Source organism: Streptomyces sp. NPDC001219 (assembly GCF_053597915.1).
In genome coordinates this window covers 108,445-129,236 of record NZ_JBSFJF010000016.1, presented here as the reverse complement: position 1 = coordinate 129,236, position 20,792 = coordinate 108,445, and the positions used below count along the sequence as shown (strand labels likewise).

General features: G+C 71.6%; 21 protein-coding genes. 6 read left to right on the top strand and 15 right to left on the bottom strand.

What is annotated here, in order from left to right; all coding sequences use genetic code 11:
• Position 1: 1 nt before the first annotated feature.
• The gene (locus ACWC9R_RS13445) at positions 2 to 1,441 is read right to left on the bottom strand and encodes an alkaline phosphatase PhoX (protein WP_450731263.1); all 1,440 of its coding nucleotides are present in this window, start codon (positions 1,439 to 1,441) and stop codon (positions 2 to 4) included.
• Between the two features lie 185 nt (positions 1,442 to 1,626).
• Positions 1,627 to 3,138, bottom strand: a complete 1,512-nt coding sequence (locus tag ACWC9R_RS13440) for a hypothetical protein (RefSeq protein WP_450731262.1) — start codon at positions 3,136 to 3,138, stop codon at positions 1,627 to 1,629.
• Between the two features lie 255 nt (positions 3,139 to 3,393).
• Here ACWC9R_RS13440 and ACWC9R_RS13435 point away from each other — a divergent pair, with 255 nt between their 5' ends.
• The 3 genes from ACWC9R_RS13435 (at position 3,394) to dapA (ending at position 6,610) form a co-directional block, all read left to right on the top strand.
• The gene (locus ACWC9R_RS13435; RefSeq protein ID WP_450731260.1) at positions 3,394 to 5,232 is read left to right on the top strand and encodes an endonuclease/exonuclease/phosphatase family protein; all 1,839 of its coding nucleotides are present in this window, start codon (positions 3,394 to 3,396) and stop codon (positions 5,230 to 5,232) included.
• Positions 5,233 to 5,358: 126 nt separating this feature from the next.
• Positions 5,359 to 5,508 carry a hypothetical protein gene (locus ACWC9R_RS13430; protein ID WP_167511565.1) on the top strand — a complete coding sequence of 50 codons (150 nt, stop codon included), beginning with the start codon at positions 5,359 to 5,361 and terminating at the stop codon, positions 5,506 to 5,508.
• A 121-nt stretch (positions 5,509 to 5,629) separates the two neighbouring features.
• Positions 5,630 to 6,610 carry a 4-hydroxy-tetrahydrodipicolinate synthase gene (dapA, locus tag ACWC9R_RS13425; RefSeq protein ID WP_450731259.1) on the top strand — a complete coding sequence of 327 codons (981 nt, stop codon included), beginning with the start codon at positions 5,630 to 5,632 and terminating at the stop codon, positions 6,608 to 6,610.
• Here dapA and ACWC9R_RS13420 read toward each other — a convergent pair.
• The 12 genes from ACWC9R_RS13420 to ACWC9R_RS13365 all read right to left on the bottom strand — a co-directional run bounded on the left by ACWC9R_RS13420 (position 6,522) and on the right by ACWC9R_RS13365 (position 16,466).
• Positions 6,522 to 7,463: an EI24 domain-containing protein gene (locus ACWC9R_RS13420; RefSeq protein WP_450731257.1), complete on the bottom strand. Its 942-nt coding sequence runs from the start codon at positions 7,461 to 7,463 to the stop codon at positions 6,522 to 6,524. The genes dapA and ACWC9R_RS13420 overlap by 89 nt on opposite strands.
• Positions 7,464 to 7,562: 99 nt before the next feature.
• On the bottom strand, positions 7,563 to 8,564 hold the full coding sequence (gene dapD, locus ACWC9R_RS13415; RefSeq protein ID WP_393365897.1) for a 2,3,4,5-tetrahydropyridine-2,6-dicarboxylate N-succinyltransferase: 1,002 nt from the start codon (positions 8,562 to 8,564) through the stop codon (positions 7,563 to 7,565).
• A gap of 151 nt (positions 8,565 to 8,715) precedes the next feature.
• On the bottom strand, positions 8,716 to 9,255 hold the full coding sequence (locus ACWC9R_RS13410; protein WP_450731255.1) for a TetR/AcrR family transcriptional regulator: 540 nt from the start codon (positions 9,253 to 9,255) through the stop codon (positions 8,716 to 8,718).
• Positions 9,255 to 9,575, bottom strand: a complete 321-nt coding sequence (locus ACWC9R_RS13405) for a DMT family transporter (RefSeq protein WP_450731253.1) — start codon at positions 9,573 to 9,575, stop codon at positions 9,255 to 9,257. The genes ACWC9R_RS13410 and ACWC9R_RS13405 overlap by 1 nt, the downstream gene beginning before the upstream one ends.
• Before the next feature lie 157 nt (positions 9,576 to 9,732).
• Entirely contained in the window at positions 9,733 to 10,068 is a 336-nt protein-coding gene (locus tag ACWC9R_RS13400) for a metal-sulfur cluster assembly factor (RefSeq protein WP_086718002.1), read from the bottom strand.
• Entirely contained in the window at positions 10,065 to 10,523 is a 459-nt protein-coding gene (gene sufU, locus ACWC9R_RS13395; protein WP_159747321.1) for a Fe-S cluster assembly sulfur transfer protein SufU, read from the bottom strand. The genes ACWC9R_RS13400 and sufU overlap by 4 nt, the downstream gene beginning before the upstream one ends.
• A gap of 56 nt (positions 10,524 to 10,579) precedes the next feature.
• The gene (locus tag ACWC9R_RS13390; RefSeq protein WP_450731250.1) at positions 10,580 to 11,836 is read right to left on the bottom strand and encodes a cysteine desulfurase; all 1,257 of its coding nucleotides are present in this window, start codon (positions 11,834 to 11,836) and stop codon (positions 10,580 to 10,582) included.
• Entirely contained in the window at positions 11,833 to 12,597 is a 765-nt protein-coding gene (sufC, locus tag ACWC9R_RS13385) for a Fe-S cluster assembly ATPase SufC (protein ID WP_367800141.1), read from the bottom strand. The genes ACWC9R_RS13390 and sufC overlap by 4 nt, the downstream gene beginning before the upstream one ends.
• Before the next feature lie 7 nt (positions 12,598 to 12,604).
• Entirely contained in the window at positions 12,605 to 12,922 is a 318-nt protein-coding gene (locus tag ACWC9R_RS13380) for a non-heme iron oxygenase ferredoxin subunit (RefSeq protein WP_030086270.1), read from the bottom strand.
• The gene (gene sufD / locus ACWC9R_RS13375; RefSeq protein WP_393365902.1) at positions 12,919 to 14,103 is read right to left on the bottom strand and encodes a Fe-S cluster assembly protein SufD; all 1,185 of its coding nucleotides are present in this window, start codon (positions 14,101 to 14,103) and stop codon (positions 12,919 to 12,921) included. Before sufD ends, ACWC9R_RS13380 begins: the two co-directional genes overlap by 4 nt.
• A gap of 87 nt (positions 14,104 to 14,190) precedes the next feature.
• On the bottom strand, positions 14,191 to 15,612 hold the full coding sequence (sufB, locus tag ACWC9R_RS13370) for a Fe-S cluster assembly protein SufB (RefSeq protein ID WP_362612291.1): 1,422 nt from the start codon (positions 15,610 to 15,612) through the stop codon (positions 14,191 to 14,193).
• On the bottom strand, positions 15,609 to 16,466 hold the full coding sequence (locus ACWC9R_RS13365; protein ID WP_450731248.1) for a helix-turn-helix transcriptional regulator: 858 nt from the start codon (positions 16,464 to 16,466) through the stop codon (positions 15,609 to 15,611). Before ACWC9R_RS13365 ends, sufB begins: the two co-directional genes overlap by 4 nt.
• Positions 16,467 to 16,744: 278 nt before the next feature.
• Between ACWC9R_RS13365 and ACWC9R_RS13360 the strand changes: the two genes are divergently transcribed.
• The 3 genes from ACWC9R_RS13360 to ACWC9R_RS13350 all read left to right on the top strand — a co-directional run bounded on the left by ACWC9R_RS13360 (position 16,745) and on the right by ACWC9R_RS13350 (position 19,695).
• Positions 16,745 to 17,707 (top strand): ABC transporter ATP-binding protein, encoded by a 963-nt coding sequence (locus ACWC9R_RS13360; protein ID WP_450731246.1) that lies wholly within the window; start codon positions 16,745 to 16,747, stop codon positions 17,705 to 17,707.
• Positions 17,708 to 17,795: 88 nt separating this feature from the next.
• Complete coding sequence (locus ACWC9R_RS13355) at positions 17,796 to 18,602, top strand: ABC transporter permease (protein WP_450731245.1); 807 nt, start codon at positions 17,796 to 17,798, stop codon at positions 18,600 to 18,602.
• 88 nt (positions 18,603 to 18,690) lie between these two features.
• Entirely contained in the window at positions 18,691 to 19,695 is a 1,005-nt protein-coding gene (locus ACWC9R_RS13350; RefSeq protein ID WP_450731243.1) for a COX15/CtaA family protein, read from the top strand.
• On the opposite strand, the gene ACWC9R_RS13345 is transcribed toward ACWC9R_RS13350, so the two are convergent.
• Positions 19,668 to 20,714, bottom strand: a complete 1,047-nt coding sequence (locus ACWC9R_RS13345; protein ID WP_450731242.1) for an amidohydrolase — start codon at positions 20,712 to 20,714, stop codon at positions 19,668 to 19,670. The genes ACWC9R_RS13350 and ACWC9R_RS13345 overlap by 28 nt on opposite strands.
• Between the last annotated feature and the right edge of the window lie 78 nt (positions 20,715 to 20,792).

Sequence of the window (20,792 nt, the reverse complement as noted above, 5' to 3'; positions counted from 1 at the left end):
CCTACCGCTGGCGGCGCTGCCGCTTCCACGGCCCGGTGATGGCGAGCATGAGGCCGGGCTCCTGGATGTTGGCGAACAGCGTGCGGCCGTCCGGGGAGAACACCGGCCCGGTGAACTCGCTGAACTCGGGCTCGGACGCGGTGCCGATGTTCAGCTCGTTGCGGGCGATCGGGTAGGTGCGGCCGTCGTCGGTGGCGCCGAAGAGGTGCTGGACGCCCTCGCCGTCCTCGGCGATGATCAGCCCGCCGTAGGGCGAGACGGTGATGTTGTCGGGGCCGTCGAGCGCGCCGTCCCTGGACGGGTCGGGGTTGACGCCCAGCAGCACCTTGAGGGTCAGGGTCCGGCGCCGCGGGTCGTAGAACCAGACCTGCCCGTCGTGCTGGACGGGGCTCTCGTCGCGGGCGTAGGAGGAGACGACGTAGGCGCCGCCGTCCGCCCACCACAGGCCCTCCAGCTTGCGGGCGCGGGTGACCTCGGTGTCCTTGAACTGCTTGCGCACCGAGACGCTGCGCGCGTCACGGTCGGGCACCTCGACCCAGTCGACGCCGTAGACCGTGCCGGTCTTCGTGGCGCGCGACAGGTCGTCGACGAACCGGCCGCCGGAGTCGAAGCACTTGAAGGCCTCCAGCACGCCCGCGTCGGCGGCGAGCGAGCGCAGCTGACCGCGGCCGTGGCGGAAGCCGTGCGGCGGGGTCCAGCGGTAGAAGAGGCCGTTGGGGCCGGAGGCGTCCTCGGTCAGGTAGAGGTGGCCGCGCCGGGGGTCGACGACGACGGCCTCGTGGGCGTAACGGCCCAGCGCCTTGAGGGGCTTGGGGTCGCGGCCGGCCCGGCGGTCGTGGGGGTCGACCTCGAAGACGTAGCCGTGGTCCTTGGTCATGCCGTGCTCGCCGGCCTTGTCCTCGGTCTCCTCGCCGGTGAGCCAGGTGCCCCACGGGGTGGTGCCGCCCGCGCAGTTGGTGGACGTACCAGCGACGCCGACCCATTCGCCGACCGGGCTGCCGTCCTTGGCGACCTCGACGACGGTGCAGCCGCCGGAGGCCGCCGGGTCGTAGACCAGCCCTTCGGTCAGCGGCACCGGGTGCGGCCAGTCGGCGCGCGGGCCCTTCAGCTCGTGGTTGTTGACCAGGAGGGTGGTGCCGCGGTGGCCCTCGAAGGTGCCGGTGCCGTCGTGGTTGGAGGGGGTGGACTCGCCGCTGTCGAGCTTGGTGACCCCGGTCCGGGTGATGATCCGGTACGAGAACCCGGCGGGCAGCGCGAGGATGCCGTCCGGGTCCGCGACCAGCGGGCCGTAGCCGAAGCCGGTGCCGTCCGCCGCGCCGTCCGGCACCTCCTCGCCGATGGCTCCGGGCGCGGTGGCCAGCACGCCGACGCTGCCGGCCAGTGCGACGCCCGCACCGGTGAGGGCGGAACGCTTGGCGAAGTCTCTGCGGGTGAGCGGCATTGTCATCTCCTGGATGGCCGGTTTCTTCTCCCCTGTGCCTGCGGGCACACGCTCTCGTGCGCCGTCGAACTCCAGTTGAACGCGATGCGACATCCGGGAAGCAGTTGGGGCGTGTCCGGCGGATCAGGTCACTGCCCTGCTCCGCCGGACACGCCCCATGGCATGGCCGAAACCGCCCGGTCCGCTCAGCCGGACTGGCGCGAGCGCGCCTTGAACGCGGCCTTGCGGGCCTCCTTGGCGGCCTTCTTGTCCGGGTGCAGCCGGCCCATGGCCTCCAGGACGTCGGCGGTGGCCGGGTGGTCCACCCGCCAGGCGGTGTCGAAGAACCCGCTGTGCTGCTCGGTCAGGCCCTGCACCAGGTCGCGCAGCTCGTCCGCGGCGTCCTCGCCGGCGCTGTCCAGCTGCGCCGCGATGGTGTCCACCGTCAGCCAGAAGATCATCTCCTGGGACGGCTCGGGGATGCCGGGCAGCGCGCGTTCGGCGAGCCAGACCCGGGCCAGGCCGCCGAGCTGCCGGTCGTCGAGCACCTCGCGCAGCGCCGCCTCGGCGTCCGGCGAGACCAGCGACAGGGTCTGCTGGGCGGCGAGCCGGCGCCGCGGGGCGCGCTCGTCGTCCCCGCGGGCGGCGGTGAGCAGGTCCCGGGCGGCGTCCGGGGACGTCCGGGCGGCGAGCCACAGCTCGGACTCGGCCTGGGCCAGCGCCTCGGGGTAGTCGGGCAGCGCGTCCAGGAGGACGTCGGCGCCCTTGTCGGTGAGGTCGCCGACGGCGGGGGCGTGCACGCCCGCGTCGAGCATCCGGGCGCGGACGGCGTAGACGCCGAGCGGGGTGAGGCGGACCAGGCCGTAGCGGGAGACGTCCTCGTCGGTGAGCGGCTCGTCGCCGTTCGCGCCGGGGCTCCGGGGGAGGACCGTCTCGCCGTCCTCGTCCAGCTCCTCGATGAGGGCCTCGTCGACGGGCCGGTAGACGACCAGACCGATCGGCTCCAGCAGCCGGAACTGGTCGTCCAGGCGCATCATCGCCTCGGAGACCTCTTCGAGGACGTCGTCCGTGGGCTCGTCCATGTCGTCCGGGACGATCATGGAGGCGGCCAGCGCGGGCAGCGGGACGTCCTGGTCGGGGCGCTCGTTCAGGGCGGTGAGCAGGTAGAGGTTGCCGAGGATGCCGTCCAGCAGCTCGGCCTCCTCCTCCGGGTTCCAGTCGAGCGCGTCGAGGTCCAGTTCGCCGCCCTCGGTGAGCTGGTCGGCCAGGTCGGCGAGGTCGGGGGCGGCCGCGTCGGCGAGCACGGTCTCCATGCCGCCGAGCCAGATGTCGAGGACGTCCTGCGGGCCGCCGGAGGTGAGCAGGCCCAGCTCCTCGCCGGTGGTGGCGACACCGGCCGCCGCGTCGTCGGCGAGGTCGGCGCCGTCCTCGCTCTCCTCGGTCTCCGTGATCTCCACGAGTCCGGTGTCCACCGCGAGCTGCCAGGCCTCGGCGGCGTAGGCGGGGCCGTCCTCGTCGCCGGTCAGGCCGAGGTGGGCGGTGGCCTCGGCCAGCGGCTCCTCCAGGATCTGGCCGCCGACGCCGACCGGCACGCCGCGCTCGGCCCAGCGGGCGAGCTTCGCGGCGCGGGCCATCAGGGGGGCGCTCAGCGCGTCCCTGGCCAGCTCCGCTTCGGAGTGCAGCCGCACCGGCGGCAGGGTGGGGCGGTCTGCGGACATCGGGTGCTCAGCTCCTCGGACGGACTACGGCTGGGGGACTCCCAGCGGTAGCTGGGGTGTGCGCCGCCCAAGCGTAGACGGAATTCTCCGTATCTCGGACGGTTCACCCCCGCGCCCCCCTCCGGTTACCCGCAGAAGCTTGACAACTCCCTTACGTGCGCAAGAGATTGACGCAGATCGACGCGCGTAGCGCGCCTCGGTCGGGCTCCGTACTCACGTTGCCCCAGCCACCCCCCATACCTCTCGGAGGCATACATGCCGTCCCGTCGTTCGCTCCGCAGAACGGCCACCGCCGGCGCGGTGGTCTGCGCCGCCCTGGCCGGCGGGCTGCTGGCCACCACGCAGTCCGCGTCCGCGTCCGGTGCCCGCATCCACGACATCCAGGGCAGCACCCGGATATCCCCGCTGGCCGGACAGCAGGTCAGCGACGTTCCCGGCACGGTCACCGCGATCCGCTCGTTCGGCTCGGCGCGCGGCTTCTGGGTGCAGGACCCGCACCCGGACAAGAACCCGGCCACCAGCGAGGCGGTCTTCGTCTACACCGGCAAGGAGACGCCGAAGGTCGCGGTCGGTGACGCGGTCACCTTCTCCGGCACGGTCAGCGAGTACTACCCCGGCGGCAAGGACGCCGGCCTCCAGTCGGTCACCGAGATCACCGACGCGACCTGGAAGACGGAGTCCGCCGACGCCCCGCTGCCGGCCGCCTTCAAGCTCCGCCCGTCCTCGGTGCCGAATCGTTACGCCCCCGACGCGGACGGCAAGAGCATCGAGTCCCTGAAGCTGCGCCCGACCTCGTACGCGCTGGACCGCTACGAGTCGCTGGAGGGCATGCGCGTCGCGGTCTCCGACGCCCCGGTCGTCGGGCCGACCAACACCCACCACGAGCTGTGGATGACCGCCGAGCCGAGGCACCACCGCACCGCCCGCGGCGGCACGCTCTACCGCTCCTACGGGGACCCCAACGGCGGCCGGATCAAGCTGGCGTCGCTGATCCCCTTCGCGCAGCAGCCGTTCCCGGTGGCCGATGTCGGCGACGCGCTGACCGGCACCACCGCCGGGCCGCTGGACTACGACAACTTCGGCGGCTACACGCTCCAGGCCACCGAGCTGGGCAAGCTCGCCGACCACGGCCCGGAGCCGGAGAAGACCCGCAAGCAGAAGTCCGACGAGCTGGCGGTCGCCACCTACAACGTCGAGAACCTCTCCCCCAGCACCCCGCAGGCCAAGTTCGACCGGCTGGCCAAGGGGCTGGTGGAGCACCTCGCCTCCCCCGACGTGGTCGCGCTGGAGGAGGTCCAGGACGACAGCGGCACCAAGGACAACGGCGTGGTCACCGCCGGGGAGACCCTCAAGAAGCTCACCGAGGCGATCAAGGCGGCCGGCGGCCCGGCGTACGAGGCGCGGCAGATCGACCCGGCCAACGACGAGGACGGCGGCCAGCCCGGCGGCAACATCCGGGTGGCGTTCCTGTTCAACCCCGAGCGGGCCTCGTTCACGGACGTCAAGGGCGGCGACGCCACCACCCCGGTGAAGGTCGTCGGCGACCACGGCAAGGCCGCGCTGTCCGCGTCCCCGGGCCGGATCGCGCCGGCCGACCCGGCGTGGAAGGACAGCCGCAAGCCCCTTGTCGGCCAGTTCTCGCTGAAGAGCCGCCCGGGGAGCCGGGTGTTCGTGATCGCCAACCACTTCAACTCCAAGGGCGGCGACCAGGCCCTGGACAGCCGTTTCCAGCCACCGGTCCGCAGCTCGGAGACCCAGCGCACCGCACAGGCCAAGCTGGTCAACCAGTTCGTCAAGGAGCTGCTGGCCAAGGACCCGAAGGCCGCGGTGGTGGCGGCCGGCGACCTCAACGACTACCAGTTCTCGCCGGCCCTCAAGGCCCTCACCGCCGGGGGCGTGCTCACCGACCAGGTCAACCGGCTGCCGGCCGCCGAGCGCTACGGCTACGTCTACAGCGGCAACTCGCAGGTACTGGACCACATGCTCACCAGCCGCCCGCTGACCCGGGCCGACTACGACATCGTGCACCTCAACGCCGAGTACGCCGACCAGGCCAGCGACCACGACCCGCAGGTGCTGCGGGTCCGGCCGTAGCCCGGCGAAGGGTCACCGGCGGTGACTCCCCCGTCACCCGTCCGGCCCACGCCCGGGGGCCAACCGGCTCCGGGGGTGCGGTACTGGGCAGGTAAGCACCATTCGGCGAGACATTAGGGAGTCATCATGCCGAAGTCCCAGAACCGTAAGTCGGGCAACAAGGACCGCGCCGCCGAGCGGCGCGCCGACCAGCGGAAGCCGAAGTCGTCGGAGGAGTCCGCTTCCGAGCGGACCCAGGACCTGAAGCGTTCGCGGAACGGCCTGACTGACGCGTGATGGGCTTGTGATGCCCGAGCGGCCGCCGCACCGGACGGTGCGGCGGCCGCTTCGCGTTTCCGGACCGACGGACGTAGCGCTGCTCAACACATCACCCAGCACAACTAAGTGGACGTGACATATGAGGCGCCCTCACACTCCTGGCACGCACCCCGTGTCCCCCTCCCGCACCCCCGCGCCGCTCTTCGGACGGTTCGCGGTCGCCATGGTCACCCCGTTCACCGCCGACGGCGCGCTCGACCCGGACGGCGCACAGCGGCTCGCCACCCACCTCGTCGACGAGGGCGGCTGCGACGCCCTGGTGCTGAGCGGCACCACCGGGGAGTCCCCGACCACGACGGACGCCGAGAAGGAGACCCTGCTGCGGGCCGTGGCCGAGGCCGTCGGCGACCGGGCGCGGATCACCGCGGGCGTCGGCACCAGCGACACCCGGCACACCGTCGCCCTGGCCCGCGGCGCCGAACGGGCGGGCGCACACGGCCTGTTGGTGGTCACCCCGTACTACTCGCGGCCCACCCAGGAAGCCGTCAGCCACCATCTGCGGACCGTCGCGGACGCCACCGGGCTGCCGGTGATGCTCTACGACATCCCGGGCCGCACCGGCACCGCGCTGACCGCCGCCACCCTGCTCCGGCTGGCCACCCATCCACGGATCAGCGCGGTCAAGGACTGCGGCTACGACCTGCTGAAGTCCGCGAAGGTGCTGGCCGCGACGGACCTGGCCTACTACGCGGGCTGCGACGAACAGATCCTGCCGCTCCGGGCCCTCGGCGGCACCGGATGCATCAGCACCGCGGGCAACGCCGCGCCCCGGGCGGTGCGCGCCCTGCTGGACGCCTACGACGCCGGCGACACGGCCGGAGCGGCCCGCCGCCAGCTCGCGCTGATCCCGCTCATCGAGGCGGTGACCGGCGGGGAGGCCCCCGGCACGGTCACCGCGAAGGCACTGCTCCAGCACCTCGGGCTGCCCGCGGGACCGGTCCGCGGCCCGCTGCTGCCCGCGGACGCCGACCTCACCAGCCGGCTGGCGGACGCGCTGCGGACGACCCTGGACCGGACTGCGGATGCGGATACCCCGGTGCCGGCACCGGTCCCTGGTTAGGCGGGAAGGGCGCGGGCGGCGGGCCGAAGCCGGCCGGCGCTCCCGGCTGCCCGTGCGGAGCCGGGGCCCCGTCCGGTCCGGCGGCCTGCGCGCGCTCCGGCTCCGACGGCTCCTCGGGGCCCGGCACCAGATCCCGGACCAGCAGCGTCGCACCGGCGACCGCGCCCGGCATCAGCACCACCGCGACGAACGGGATCAGGAAGAGCAGCACGATCGGAGTGCCGAAGCCGACCGCGAGGGCCTTGCGGCCGCGCAGCAGCCGGAGCCGCTCGCGCACCGGGATGTCCCGGCGCTGCATGGCCACCGAGGTCAGCTCGACGGCGAGGAAGAAGCCGGAGACACAGAACCCGATGGCCGGGATCACGGTCTGTCCGATGAACGGCACGAACCCGAGGACGAACAGCAGGACGCCGAAGCCGGCGGCCCGCAGCAGCACATGGACGCTGTCGCGCAGCGCGATCCAGATCTCCTGCCACAGCGGCCGGTCCGGAGACGGCGGGCACTGCCCCTCGGACTCCTCGACCTTCTCCGACAGCGACTCGTAGAAGGGGTCGCCGATCAGCAGGGTGACCGCGGTGAAGGTCAGCACCGACAGCATCAGCCCGCCGGCGAACAGCAGCGCCACGAACACCCCGCGCAGCAGCCCCTGCCAGGGCTCGTCCCAGCCGTCGGCGAACGGCGTCGCCCAGGCCGCGATGTCGCCGGACCAGATGGCGAGCGCGACGAGCACCCCGGCGTACAGGACCAGCGCGATCAGCGCCGGAATCAGTCCGAAGCCCCACCACCGGCCGTGCTGGGCGACCCAGCGCTGCCCCTTGCCCAGATACCGCATCCCCGCTACAAGATCACGCATGGCGCAAGCCTATCGGCGTCCGGCCGGGACCGGGACGGGGGCGTCGACGCCGACGGCCCGGCGGGTGTCCCGCCGGGCCGTCGGTGTGACCGTGTCCGCTCAGTTGTGGCTGTGCAGCACCTCGTTGAGGCCGCCCCACTCCGCCTTGTTCGGGCGGGCCTCGACGGCGCCGGTGGTGGAGTTGCGGCGGAAGAGGATGTGGTCCGCGCCGGAGAGCTCCAGGGCCTTGACGATCTGGCCGTCGGGCAGCGTGACCCGGGTGCCCGCGGTGACGTACAGCCCGGCCTCGACCACGCACTCGTCGCCCAGCGCGATGCCGATACCCGACTCGGCGCCGAGCAGGCAGCGCTCGCCGATCGAGATGATCTGCTTGCCGCCGCCGGAGAGGGTGCCCATGGTGGAGGCGCCGCCGCCGATGTCGGAGCCGTCGCCTACGACGACGCCCGCGCTGATCCGGCCCTCGACCATGGAGGTGCCCAGCGTCCCGGCGTTGAAGTTGACGAAGCCCTCGTGCATGACGGTGGTCCCGGCCGCGAGGTGCGCGCCCAGGCGCACCCGGTCGGCGTCCGCGATCCGCACGCCGGCGGGCGCGACGTAGTCCGTCATCCGCGGGAACTTGTCGATGCCGGTGACCATCAGATGCAGCCCCTCGGCACGGGCGTTCAGCCGCACCGTCTCCACGCGGTCGACGGCCACCGGACCCAGCGAGGTCCAGGCGACGTTGGACAGCAGGCCGAACAGGCCCTCCAGGTTCTGCCCGTGCGGCTTGACCAGCCGGTGGCTGAGCAGGTGGAGGCGCAGATAGCCGTCGTGGGCGTCCAGCGGCTTGTCGTCGAGGGAGGCGATGACCGTACGGACGGCGACGACCTCGACCTCACGGACCGGGTCGGGACCGATCGCCTTGAGCACGGCGGCGCCCAGCAGTTCGGTGGCGCGCGCGTCGTCCAGGCGCTCGGTGCCGGCCGGGCCGAGGTCCGCGGAGGAGGCGGCGACCAGCTCGGGCGCCGGGAACCAGGTGTCGAGAACGGTGCCGTCGGAGGTGACGGTGGCGAGCCCGGCGGCGACGGCGCCGGTCGTACGGGGGGAAGCAGCATCGGTCATGTTCGAAACCTAACCGGAGGGCACCCACCGAGGCGAACCGGTCTCAGCGATCGGGCCGGGTCACGGGGCCGCACCCCGCCGCTCGCGCGGGTGCGCCCGGCGCGCCAACGGGGCGGCGGACGGCAGGGCGACGAGCGGCGGGGCCGCCGGCTCAGCCCAGCACCCCGGCCAGCCCTGCCCGTACCGACGCGGGGTCGAAGGGCTGCCCGGTCAGCAGATGCTGCAGCACCAGCCCGTCGGTGAACGCCACCACGGCCCGCGCGGTCCGGACGTCGCCGATCCGCCGTCCGAGCAGCCGCACCATCTCGTCCAGGCACTCCGCGGCGATCGGCCGCACCGCCTCGTGCCGCAGCGCCGCGAGGTACAGCTCGTACTCCAGCTCCATCCGCGAGCGGTCCCCGGCCAGGGTGTCCTCGACGAGCCGGGCGACCTCCTCGGCGAGTGGCACCGCCGGGTCGATCCCGTCGACCCAGCTCGCGAACTCGGCCAGGCACACGCCGTTGACCTGCCGCAGCGCGGCGATCAGCAGCTCGTCCCGGGACGCGAAGTGGTAGGTGGTCGAGCCGAGCGGGACATCCGCCGCGGCGGCCACCGAGCGGTGGCTGAGCCCGGCGATCCCGCGCTCGCCGACCACGGTGATCGCCGCGTCGATGATCCGCTGCCGCCGGTCCGGGTCGTAGCGCCGGGCCATCAGTGCGCCCCGCCCATGTTCAGCACCACGACACCGGCGATCACCAGCAGCAGACCGAGGACCTTCAGCGCACTGGTGCTCTCGCCCAGGAACACCATCCCGATCGCCGCGATCATCGCCGTCCCGGCCCCGGCCCAGATGGCGTACGCGGTCCCCACGCTCATCGACTTGAGCGTCTGGGCGAGCAGCGCGAAGGCGAGCAGATACCCGAGCGCCGTCGCCACCGACGGCCACAGCCTGCTGAAGCCGTCGCTGTACTTCATCGCGGTGGTGGCGAGCACTTCGGAGAGGATCGCCCCGGCAAGCGTCAGATAGCCCATGCGTACGACCGTACACAACGTTGCGTACGGTAGTACACATCGAATTCCGGCCACGCTTCCACGGGCCGGCCGGGCGCGCCCCGGAACGGCGGAACGGCCGCGCCCACCGGGTTTTCCGGGGGCACGGCCGTTTCGGCTCGTCTGTCGGGCGCGTCTCTCAGACGTTGAAGCCCAGGGCGCGGAGCTGCTCGCGGCCGTCGTCGGTGATCTTGTCCGGGCCCCACGGGGGCATCCAGACCCAGTTGATCTTCAGCTCGTTGACGATGCCGTCCGTGGCGGACTTCGCCTGGTCCTCGATGACGTCGGTCAGCGGGCAGGCCGCGGAGGTCAGCGTCATGTCGATGGTGGCGATGTTGGCGTCGTCGACGTGAATGCCGTAGATCAGCCCGAGATTGACGACATCGATGCCCAGCTCGGGGTCCACGACGTCGTACAGCGCCTCGCGGACCTCCTCCTCGGAGGCAGGCTTCGTGGTGGTCGGGGTGTCGGTCATGCGGTCTTCGCCTCCTCGGAGAGGGCCTTGGCCGTGGCGTCCTTCCAGGCCATCCAGCTGAGCAGCGCGCACTTCACGCGCGCCGGGTACTTCGAGACTCCGGCGAACGCCACGGCGTCCTCCAGGATCTCCTCCATCGCGTCATCCGGCTCGAGCTGCCCCTTGGACTGCATCAGCTCCAGGAAGGTCTCCTGGATCTTCTGCGCGTCACCGAGCTGCTTGCCCACCAGGAGCTCGTTGAGCACCGACGCGCTGGCCTGGCTGATGGAGCAGCCCTGGCCCTCGTAGGACACATCCTCGATCGTCGCGCCGTCGAGCCGCACGCGCAGCGTGATCTCGTCACCGCACGTGGGGTTGACATGGTGCACCTCGGCGTCGCCGTCCCGAAGACCGCGCCCATGGGGGTGCTTGTAGTGGTCCAGGATGACGTCCTGGTACATGGAATCCAGCTTCACGGCTCAGTCAGTCCTCGTCCTCATCCGCCGTACGTGGTCAACCGGTCTGTCGTGTCTCAACCGAAGAAGTTACGGACGTGCTCCAGGCCCTCGACCAAGGCGTCGACCTCGGCGGGCGTGGAGTACAGATAGAACGACGCTCGCGTGGTCGCGGGAATTCCGTAGCGCAGGCAGACCGGCCGTGCGCAGTGGTGTCCCACCCGGACCGCGATGCCCTGCTCGTCCAGCACCTGGCCGACGTCGTGCGGATGGATGTCGCCGAGCGTGAAGGAGAGCGTCGCCCCGCGGTCCTCGGCCGTGCTCGGGCCGATGATGCGCAGGTCGGGGACCTCCAGCAGCCGCTTGACGGCGTACTCGGTGATCGCGTGCTCATGCGCGGCGATGTTGTCCATGCCGATCGAGGTGAGGTAGTCCACGGCCGCGCCGAGGCCGACGGCCTGGGCGATCGGGGGCGTACCGGCCTCGAACTTGTGCGGCGCGGGCGCATAGGTCGAGGAGTGCATCGAGACGGTCTCGATCATCTCGCCGCCGCCGAGGAACGGCGGGAGGTCCTCCAGCAGCTCCTGGCGGCCCCAGAGGACGCCGATGCCGGTCGGGCCGCACATCTTGTGGCCGGTGAAGGCCACGAAGTCGGCCTGCAGCGCCTGCACGTCCAGCACCATGTGCGGGGCGGCCTGCGAGGCGTCGATGCAGACCAGCGCGCCGACCTCCTGGGCACGGCGGATGATCGTCTCGACCGGGTTGATCGTGCCCATGATGTTGGAGACCAGCGTGAAGGAGACGATCTTCGTCTGCTCCGTGATGACCTCGTCGATGTTGGACAGGTCGAGCCGGCCGTCGTCGGTGATGCCGAACCACTTCAGCTTCGCGCCGGTGCGCTGCGAGAGCAGCTGCCACGGCACGATGTTGGAGTGGTGCTCCATCTCCGTGATGACGATCTCGGTCTCGCGGTCCACCCGGTAGGGCTCCTCGGCCCAGCCGAGCATGTTGGCCACGAGGTTGAGCGACTCCGAGGCGTTCTTGGTGAAGATCACCTCGTCGCGGCTCGGCGCGTTGATGAAGGCGGCGACCTTGTCCCGCGCGCCCTCGTACAGCGCCGTGGCCTCCTCGGCGAGCACATGCACGCCGCGGTGGACGTTGGCGTTGTGACGTTCGTAGTAGGCGTTCAGGGCGTCGAGGACCTGACGCGGCTTCTGCGAGGTCGCCGCGTTGTCCAGGTACACGACCTTCTTCCCGTCATGGATCTGGCGATCCAGGATGGGGAAGTCCTTACGGATCGCCTCGGTGTCGAGGAGGCCCGGCAGCTGTGTCACGCGGTTGCGCCACCCTTCGTGTAAGCCTCGTAGCCCTCGGCCTCCAGCTTGTCGGCGAGCTCGGCGCCGCCGGACTCGGCGATCCGGCCGTTGGCGAAGACGTGGACGTGGTCGGGCTTGATGTAGCGCAGGATGCGCGTGTAGTGGGTGATCAGCAGGGTGCCGACCTCGCCGGTCTCGCGGACGCGGTTGACGCCCTCGGAGACGGTGCGCAGCGCGTCGACGTCCAGGCCGGAGTCGGTCTCGTCGAGGATCGCGATGGCGGGCTTGAGCAGCTCCAGCTGGAGGATCTCGTGGCGCTTCTTCTCACCGCCGGAGAAGCCCTCGTTGACGTTGCGCTCGGCGAACGCGGGGTCCATCTGGAGGCGCTCCATGGCCTCCTTGACCTCCTTGACCCACAGCCGCAGCTTGGGGGCCTCACCGCGGATCGCGGTCGCGGAGGTCCGCAGGAAGTTGGAGACCGAGACGCCGGGCACCTCGACCGGGTACTGCATGGCGAGGAAGACGCCGGCCCGCGCGCGCTCGTCGACGGACATCTCCAGGACGTCCTCGCCGTCGAGGGTGACGGTGCCGCCGGTGATCGTGTACTTGGGGTGACCCGCGAGGGAGTAGGCGAGAGTCGACTTGCCGGAGCCGTTGGGGCCCATGATGGCGTGCGTCTCGCCCTGCTTCACAGTCAGGTCGACGCCCTTCAGGATCTCGCGCGGACCGTTCTCGGCCTCGACGGAGACGTGCAGGTCGTGGATCTCAAGCGTTGCCATGGGTGACTCAGGACTCCTGGGTGACGGAGACGAGCACGTCGTCCCCTTCGATCTTTACGGGGTATACGGGGACGGGGCGCGTCGCGGGAAGGCCGCTCGGCTTGCCGGTGCGCAGGTCGAAGCTCGAACCGTGCAGCCAGCACTCGATCGAGCAGTCCTCGACCTCGCCCTCCGAGAGGGAGACGTTCGCGTGCGAGCAGATGTCGTTGATCGCGAACACCTCGCCCTCGGTGCGGACAAGCGAGACAGGCGTGCCGTCGAGTTCCACCCTCTTGGGGGTGTCCTCCTCCAGCTCGCTCAGCGCCGCTGCGCGTACGTACGTCATGCCGCGGCCGCTTCCAGCTCGGCCTCGATCTTGCTCATCAGACGCTCTTCGACGTCCGGGAGACCGATCTGCTGGACCAGCTCGGCGAAGAAGCCGCGGACGACCAGCCGGCGGGCCTCGTCGGCCGGGATGCCGCGGGCCATCAGGTAGAAGAGCTGCTCGTCGTCGAACCGGCCGGTCGCCGAGGCGTGGCCGGCACCGACGATCTCGCCGGTCTCGATCTCCAGGTTGGGCACCGAGTCGACCCGCGCGCCGTCGGTGAGGACGAGGTTGCGGTTGAGCTCGTAGGTGTCCGTGCCGGTCGCGGCGGCCTGGATCAGGACGTCACCGATCCACACCGCGTGGGCGTCCTCGCCCTGCAGCGCGCCCTTGTAGACGACGTTGGAGCGGCAGTTGGCCGCCTCGTGGTCGACGAAGAGCCGGTGCTCGTGGTGCTGGCCCTGCTCGGTGAAGTACAGACCGTAGAACTCGGCCTCGCCGCCGGGCGCCGCGTAGGTGACCCGCGGGTGCAGCCGGACGAGGTCGCCGCCGAAGGTGACGACCACGGACTTGAAGCTCGCGTCCCGGCCGACCAGGGCGTTGTGCTGGCCCGCGTGAACCGCGTGGTCGTCCCAGTCCTGGACGGAGACGACGGTCAGCTTGGCGCCGTCACCGAGGAGGTAGTCGACGTTGGCGGCGAGCACCGCGTCACCGGTGTGGTCGATGACGACGACGGCCTCGGCGAACGCGCCGAGCTCGATGACCTGGTGGCCGTAGGCCGTGCCGCCCTCACCGTGGACGGTGATCCGGATCGGCTCGGAGAGCTGGGCGTCCTTGGGGACCGAGATCACCGACGCCTTCTCGAACGAGCTGTACGCCTGGGCGGCGACCCGGTCGACGGGCTTGCCGGCCTTGCCGACCCGGGGGTCGGCGCGGTCGACGAGCTCATGCGTGACGCCCTCGGGCGCGGTGATGTCGATCTTCAGGTCGGGGCCGCCGGCCTCGGCGCTGCCGTCGTGCAGGCCCTTGAGGCGCGCGAGGGGCGTGAAGCGCCACTCCTCCTCGCGGCCGTGCGGCACCGGGAAGTCCGCCACGTCGTAGGACGGCGGGGCGCTCATCCGGGTGGCGACGGTGGACTCCGCAGCCACCGCAAGGGAGCCGGTGGTCGTGGAACCGGCCGGGATGTTCTGAGCCTCAGCCATGGCTGTCGTAGTGCTCACTTTCTGGTTGCGATCCTCGGCCTGCCCGCAGGACGGCCGCCGCGTCGGTCGTTGAGTGTGCCGGGGCCGTCAGCCGACCGCGCCTTCCATCTGCAGCTCGATCAGGCGGTTGAGCTCCAGCGCGTACTCCATCGGCAGCTCACGGGCGATCGGCTCGACGAAGCCGCGCACGATCATCGCCATGGCCTCGTCCTCGGACAGGCCGCGCGCCATGAGGTAGAAGAGCTGGTCCTCGCTGACCTTGGAGACGGTCGCCTCGTGGCCCATCGACACGTCGTCCTCGCGGACGTCGACGTAGGGGTAGGTGTCCGAACGGGAGATGGTGTCCACCAGCAGGGCGTCACACAGCACGTTGGACTTGGAGCCCGCGGCGCCCTCGCCGATCTCGACCAGACCGCGGTAGGAGGTCCGGCCGCCGCCTCGCGCCACCGACTTGGAGACGATGTTGGAGGAGGTGTTCGGCGCCATGTGGACCATCTTGGAGCCGGCGTCCTGGTGCTGGCCCTCGCCCGCGAAGGCGATGGACAGGGTCTCGCCCTTGGCGTGCTCACCCATGAGGTAGACCGCCGGGTACTTCATGGTCACCTTGGAGCCGAGGTTGCCGTCGACCCACTCCATGGTCGCGCCCTCGTAGGCGACGGCGCGCTTGGTGACCAGGTTGTAGACGTTGTTCGACCAGTTCTGGATGGTCGTGTAGCGGCAGCGGCCGCCCTTCTTCACGATGATCTCGACCACCGCGGAGTGCAGCGAGTCCGACTTGTAGATCGGCGCCGTGCAGCCCTCGACGTAGTGGACGTAGGCGTCCTCGTCGACGATGATCAGCGTCCGCTCGAACTGGCCCATGTTCTCGGTGTTGATCCGGAAGTAGGCCTGCAGCGGGATGTCGACGTGGACACCCTTGGGCACGTAGATGAACGAGCCGCCGGACCACACCGCGCTGTTCAGCGACGCGAACTTGTTGTCGCCGACCGGGATGACCGTGCCGAAGTACTCCTGGAAGAGCTCCGGGTGCTCCTTGAGCGCGGTGTCGGTGTCCAGGAAGATGACGCCCTGCTCCTCCAGGTCCTCACGGATCTGGTGGTAGACGACCTCGGACTCGTACTGCGCGGCGACACCGGCGACCAGGCGCTGCTTCTCCGCCTCGGGGATGCCGAGCTTGTCGTAGGTGTTCTTGATGTCCTCGGGCAGGTCCTCCCAGGAGGCGGCCTGCTGCTCGGTGGAGCGGACGAAGTACTTGATGTTGTCGAAGTCGATGCCCGACAGGTCCGAGCCCCACTGCGGCATGGGCTTCTTGTCGAACAGCTTCAGGCCCTTGAGGCGGAGCTTGAGCATCCACTCCGGCTCGTTCTTCTTCGACGAGATGTCGCGGACGACGGCCTCGGAGAGACCGCGCTTCGCCGAGGCGCCGGCCACGTCGGAGTCGGCCCAGCCGTATTCGTAGTTGCCCAGACCCTCGAGCTCAGGGTGAGCAGTCTCCGTGGGGAGCGTCATGCGGGGTTCCTCCCGGCCGTGCTTGCAGATGCTGTGGTGGTCTTGGTGGTGCGTGCGGTGCTGTGAGCGGCCTTGCCGGCCCCGGCCTTCGGAACGAAGGTCGTGCACACCCCGTCGCCGTGGGCGATGGTGGCAAGGCGCTGTACATGGGTCCCGAGCAATCGGGAGAAGACCTCGGTCTCCGCCTCGCACAGCTGCGGGTACCGCTCGGCGACATGGGCGACCGGGCAGTGGTGCTGGCAGAGCTGCTCACCGAGCTGGGGATTGGGCGCGCTGCGCGCCGTAGCAGCGTACCCGTCCGCGGTCAACGCCTTCGCAAGGGCCTCGGTACGGGCCGCCGGCTCGGCGGCATCGACCGCCTCGCGGTAGCCCTCGGCCTGCGCGGCGAGCCGGGCGCGGGCGAACGCGGCGACGGCCGCCTCGCCCTGCTCGCCGCCGCCCGCGCTCTGCGCGATCCAGCGCAGCGCGTCGGAGGCGAGCTGGTCGTAGGCCTGGTCGAAGGCGTCCCGACCGCAGTCGGTGAGGGCGAAGGCACGGGCCGGGCGGCCGCGGCCGCGGGTCCCGTACACCCGCTTCTCGCGGGGCTCGACGACCCCCTCGGCGGCGAGCGCGTCCAGGTGCCGGCGGACGGCGGCCTGGGTCAGCTCCAGGCGGAGGGCCAGCTCGGCCGCGGTGGACGGCCCGTGGTCGAGGATGGAGCGGGCGACCCTGTTGCGGGTGCCCTGCTGTTCGTCGTGCGGCGCCGGAGCCTGCGGGGCGGGGCCCCGCCGCTCGGTCTGCTCGGGCGCGGAGGCGGCCGGCCCGTCGGTCTGCTCGACCTCGGGCCCTTCCTTTTCCTCGCTCGCGTATTTCACAACGCCATTGTTGCGTAATTCGTCAAAGTGATTCAAGCCTCGTCCGCGCCATGGACGGGTGGCCTCTATCACTTAGGGTTACCTAATTTCAAGTACCCGCGGCACATCGATCACGGTGCCGACCTGCACGGCTGTCCCCGGACCGGCGGGGCCGCACCGGACCCGCGGGCCGCCGGAAATCCGTTTCGCCACACACCGCCGGACCGGGGAATCGGACACCGGTCCGGGCCCACGCCCCCATTGGAGGCATGCCTGCCACTCTCCGTAGACTGCCCGGCATGCCCAGCACCTCCCCGGGGGGCGCCCCCCGGCCCGTCGGCCGCGAGCCCGCCGTCGAGATCACCGGCCTGGTCAAGCGCTACGGCACCAAGACCGCCGTGGACGGCCTCGACCTGACCGTCGCCCGCGGCGCGGTGACCGCCGTACTCGGACCGAACGGTGCCGGCAAGACGACCACCGTCGAGACCTGCGAGGGCTACCTCCGCCCGGACGCCGGCCGGGTGCGGGTCCTGGGCCTGGACCCGGTCGCCGACGCGGCGGCGCTGCGGCCGCGGATCGGCGTGATGCTGCAGTCCGGCGGCGTCTACGCGGGCGCCAGGGCCGAGGAGATGCTGCGGCACACCGCCACCCTGCACGCCCACCCCCTCGACGTCGGCACCCTCATCGAACGGCTCGGCCTGGGCAGCTGCGGACGGACCCCCTACCGGCGGCTGTCCGGCGGCCAGCAACAACGGCTGGCGCTGGCGATGGCCGTGGTCGGCCGCCCCGAGCTGGTCTTCCTGGACGAGCCGACGGCCGGCCTCGACCCCCAGGCCCGGCACGCCACCTGGGACCTCGTACGGGAACTGCGCGCCGACGGCGTCAGCACCGTACTGACCACGCACTTCATGGACGAGGCCGAGCAGCTCTCCGACGATGTCGCGATCATCGACGGCGGCCGGGTGATCGCCCAGGGCACGCCCGACGAGCTGTGCCGCGGCGGCGCGGAGAACAGCCTGCGCTTCACCGGCCGCCCCGGACTCGACCTCGCCTCGCTGCTCAAGGCCCTGCCCGCCGACAGCGCCGCGGCGGAGCCCGCCTCCGGCGTCTACCGCGTGCACGGCAAGGTCAACCCGCAGCTGCTGGCCACCGTCGCCTCCTGGTGCGCCCAGAACGGCGTGATGCCCGACGCGATAGCCGTCGAGCGCCACACCCTGGAGGACGTCTTCCTGGAGCTGACCGGCAAGGAGCTGCGCGCATGAATCACGGCCACACCGCCTTCGGCCGGGGGTCCGGGCGTCGTCCCCCGGGAAGGCACAGCCTGGAGCTGACCGGCAAGGAGCTGCGCGCATGACCACCACCGAGGCCGGTGGCGTCACCGGAACCTTCAGCCCGCGGCCCGGCGCCGCCCCGCTGCCCCGGATGATCCGCGCGCAGGCGGCCCTGGAGACCAGGATGCTGCTGCGCAACGGCGAGCAGCTGCTGCTGACCGTGATCATCCCGACGCTGCTGCTGGTGCTGTTCTCCGCCGTCGACATCATCGCGGTGCCCACGGACACGGCCGACGGCGCGGGCCGGTCCGTCGACTTCCTGGCGCCCGGCATCCTGGCGCTCGCCGTGCTGTCGACCGCCTTCACCGGCCAGGCCATCGCGACCGGATTCGAGCGGCGCTACGGCGTGCTCAAGCGGCTCGCCGTCTCGCCGCTGCCGCGCTGGGGGCTGATGACCGCCAAGACCTGTGCGGTGCTGGTCACCGAGATTCTGCAGGTCACGCTGCTGACGGTGGTCGCCTTCGCGCTGGGCTGGTCCCCGCACGGCAACCCGCTCGCCGTGGTGCTGCTGCTCCTCCTGGGCACCGCCGCCTTCTCGGGCCTGGGCCTCCTGATGGCCGGCACCCTCAAGGCGGAGGCCACCCTGGCCGCGGCCAACCTGGTCTTCCTGCTGCTGCTGGTCGGCGGCGGCGTGATCGTCCCGCTGGACAAGTTCCCGGCCGCGGCCCAGAGCGTGCTCGGGCTGCTGCCGATCACGGCGCTGTCCGACGGGCTGCGCGACGTCCTCCAGCACGGCGCCGGCATCCCCTGGACGGACCTCGGGGTCCTGGGCGTGTGGGCGGTGCTCGGACTGGGCGCCGCGGCGCGGCTCTTCCGCTGGGAGTGAGCGGCCGAGGCACGGCCCGGACGGGTGCTTCCGTCGCGAGCGCACCCCTCGTGAAAGTTTGCACAAGGGGCCGCCTACGATGGCTCCCGTGCCGAACACGCTGAATCCTCTTGAGCTGATCGCCCGCCGCTGGCAGCCGTCCGCGGCCTTCGTGCGGCGGGCCGCCCTGGCCACCGTCGTGATGGCCGTGATCATCGTCGTCACGGGCGGCGCGGTCCGGCTCTCCCAGTCCGGGCTGGGCTGCTCGACCTGGCCCAAGTGCACCCCGGACAGCCTGACTCCGACCGCCGCGATGGGCGTCAACGGCCTCATCGAGTTCGGCAACCGCATGCTGACGTATGTGCTGTGCGCGGTCGTCGGGCTGTTCATCATCGCCGCCCGTGCCCGTCACCCCCGGCGCCGCTCGCTCACCCGGCTCGGCTGGGCGCAGTTCTGGCTGGTCATGAGCAATGCCGTCATCGGCGGTGTCACGGTCCTGACCGGCCTGAACCCGTACATCGTCAGCTCGCACTTCCTCGCGGCCACGGCGCTGCTCACGGTCGCCGTGCTGAGCTGGAAGCGGGCGGCCGAGGGCGACGAGGAGGCGCGCGACCTGGTCGCCCGTCCGGCGCGGCAGCTGGCCTGGCTGCTGGTGGCCGCGACCGGCGCGCTCACCGTCATCGGCACGGTCGTCACCGGGACGGGACCGCACGCGGGCGACGCCAAGAAGGTCCACCGCATCCCGCTGGACTGGCAGGAGATCACCCAGCTGCACGTCGACTTCGTGTACATCGTCGTCGGCCTGTCCGTCGCCCTGTGGTTCACCCTGCGCGCCGTCAAGGCGCCCGCCGCGCCGCGCCGGATGCTCCTGGAGCTGTTCGCCTGTATCGCCGCGCAGGGCGTCATCGGCTACGTCCAGTACTTCACGGGCCTGCCCGAGATCGTCATCGGGCTCCACATGCTGGGCTCGTCCCTGGTGTGGATCTGGGTGCTGCGGGTCTGTCTTTCCTTGCGCGACCGCGGTCCGCTCCTGGAGAAGGAGCCCGGCGAGCCCGCCCCCTCCGGCGAACACGAGGCACCGGAGCCTCAGGCGGCCTCCGCGCTCAGCCGGTAGACCCGGCGCGCGGTCCCGAACCCGACCGTCTCGGTGATCCGCCGCCCGTCCTCGGACCCGCACAGCCCCTCCTCGGTCCACTCCCGTACGAGGCGTGCCATGGCCCGGACGAAGCACCGGGCGCCGGTCACATAGAGCTCGGGCAGTCCGCGGGCCCGCGAGGAGAACAGCAGCTTGCCGAACGGCGCCTGGCCCAGGGTCTCCTCGGGCCGGGGCCCGGCGTCCGCGTACACATGGGCGTGCACCGCGGCGAGCTGCGCCGCCCGCCGGTGGTGCGGTGTCTCCGGCAGCAGGACGAGGTCCGAGCCGATGCCGGTGGTGGCGCGCAGAAAGGCCGTCAGCGGCTGCGGGTCGGGGCAGTGCAGCTGCACCGGCAGCCCGGTCGCCACCGCGCTCCACAGCAGATGCCGGACGAGCGCGGGCTCGGTGAGCCGCTCCCCCGGCCGACGGCCGCGCAGCCAGCGGTCCGCCGCCCGCCGCACCTCTCCGGCCTCCGGGGCGTGCCCCTCGCAGTGGGTGGCGCCGGACGCGAAGGCGGCGGCGTGCTGGGCCGCGGCGTAGAGGGCCTCGGCGGTGTAGCCGATGAAGGAGTCGACGCTGCCGGAGGTGTCGGCGACCTGCTCGGCGAGCGGTTCGAGCCGGACGACCTCGTGGGCGTGGGCCGCGGCGGCGGTGCCGAGTTCGGTGGCCGAGGTCAGGTTGCCCGGGGTCCCGGCCTCCAGCAGGAACGTGCCGATGCCGGAGCCGCGCAGCAGCAGGCGTCCGGCCCGGTAGGCGCCGACCTCGCGTCGGCGCGCCAGATAGCGGGCGGGCGGACAGTGCGGTTCCAGGCCGAGCAGCGGCGGGCACCAGCGGCGTATCGCGAGCCCGGTGAAGCTGTCGAAGTAGCTGGCGCCGACGGGGGCCGGGCCGTGGGCGCCGGCCGCGGCGGCGAGGTGGGTCTCGAAGGAGCCGAGGCCGAGCTCGTCGTGCACCGCGCCGACGCTGTACTGGTCGATGAGCGGTGGAAGTCCGTCCATCCGCTTCTCCCTCGCCGAGAGCCCGCCGGGCGTGGCCGGAGCGCCGCGCCTGGTGGGCTTAACGGACGAGGTGGTGGT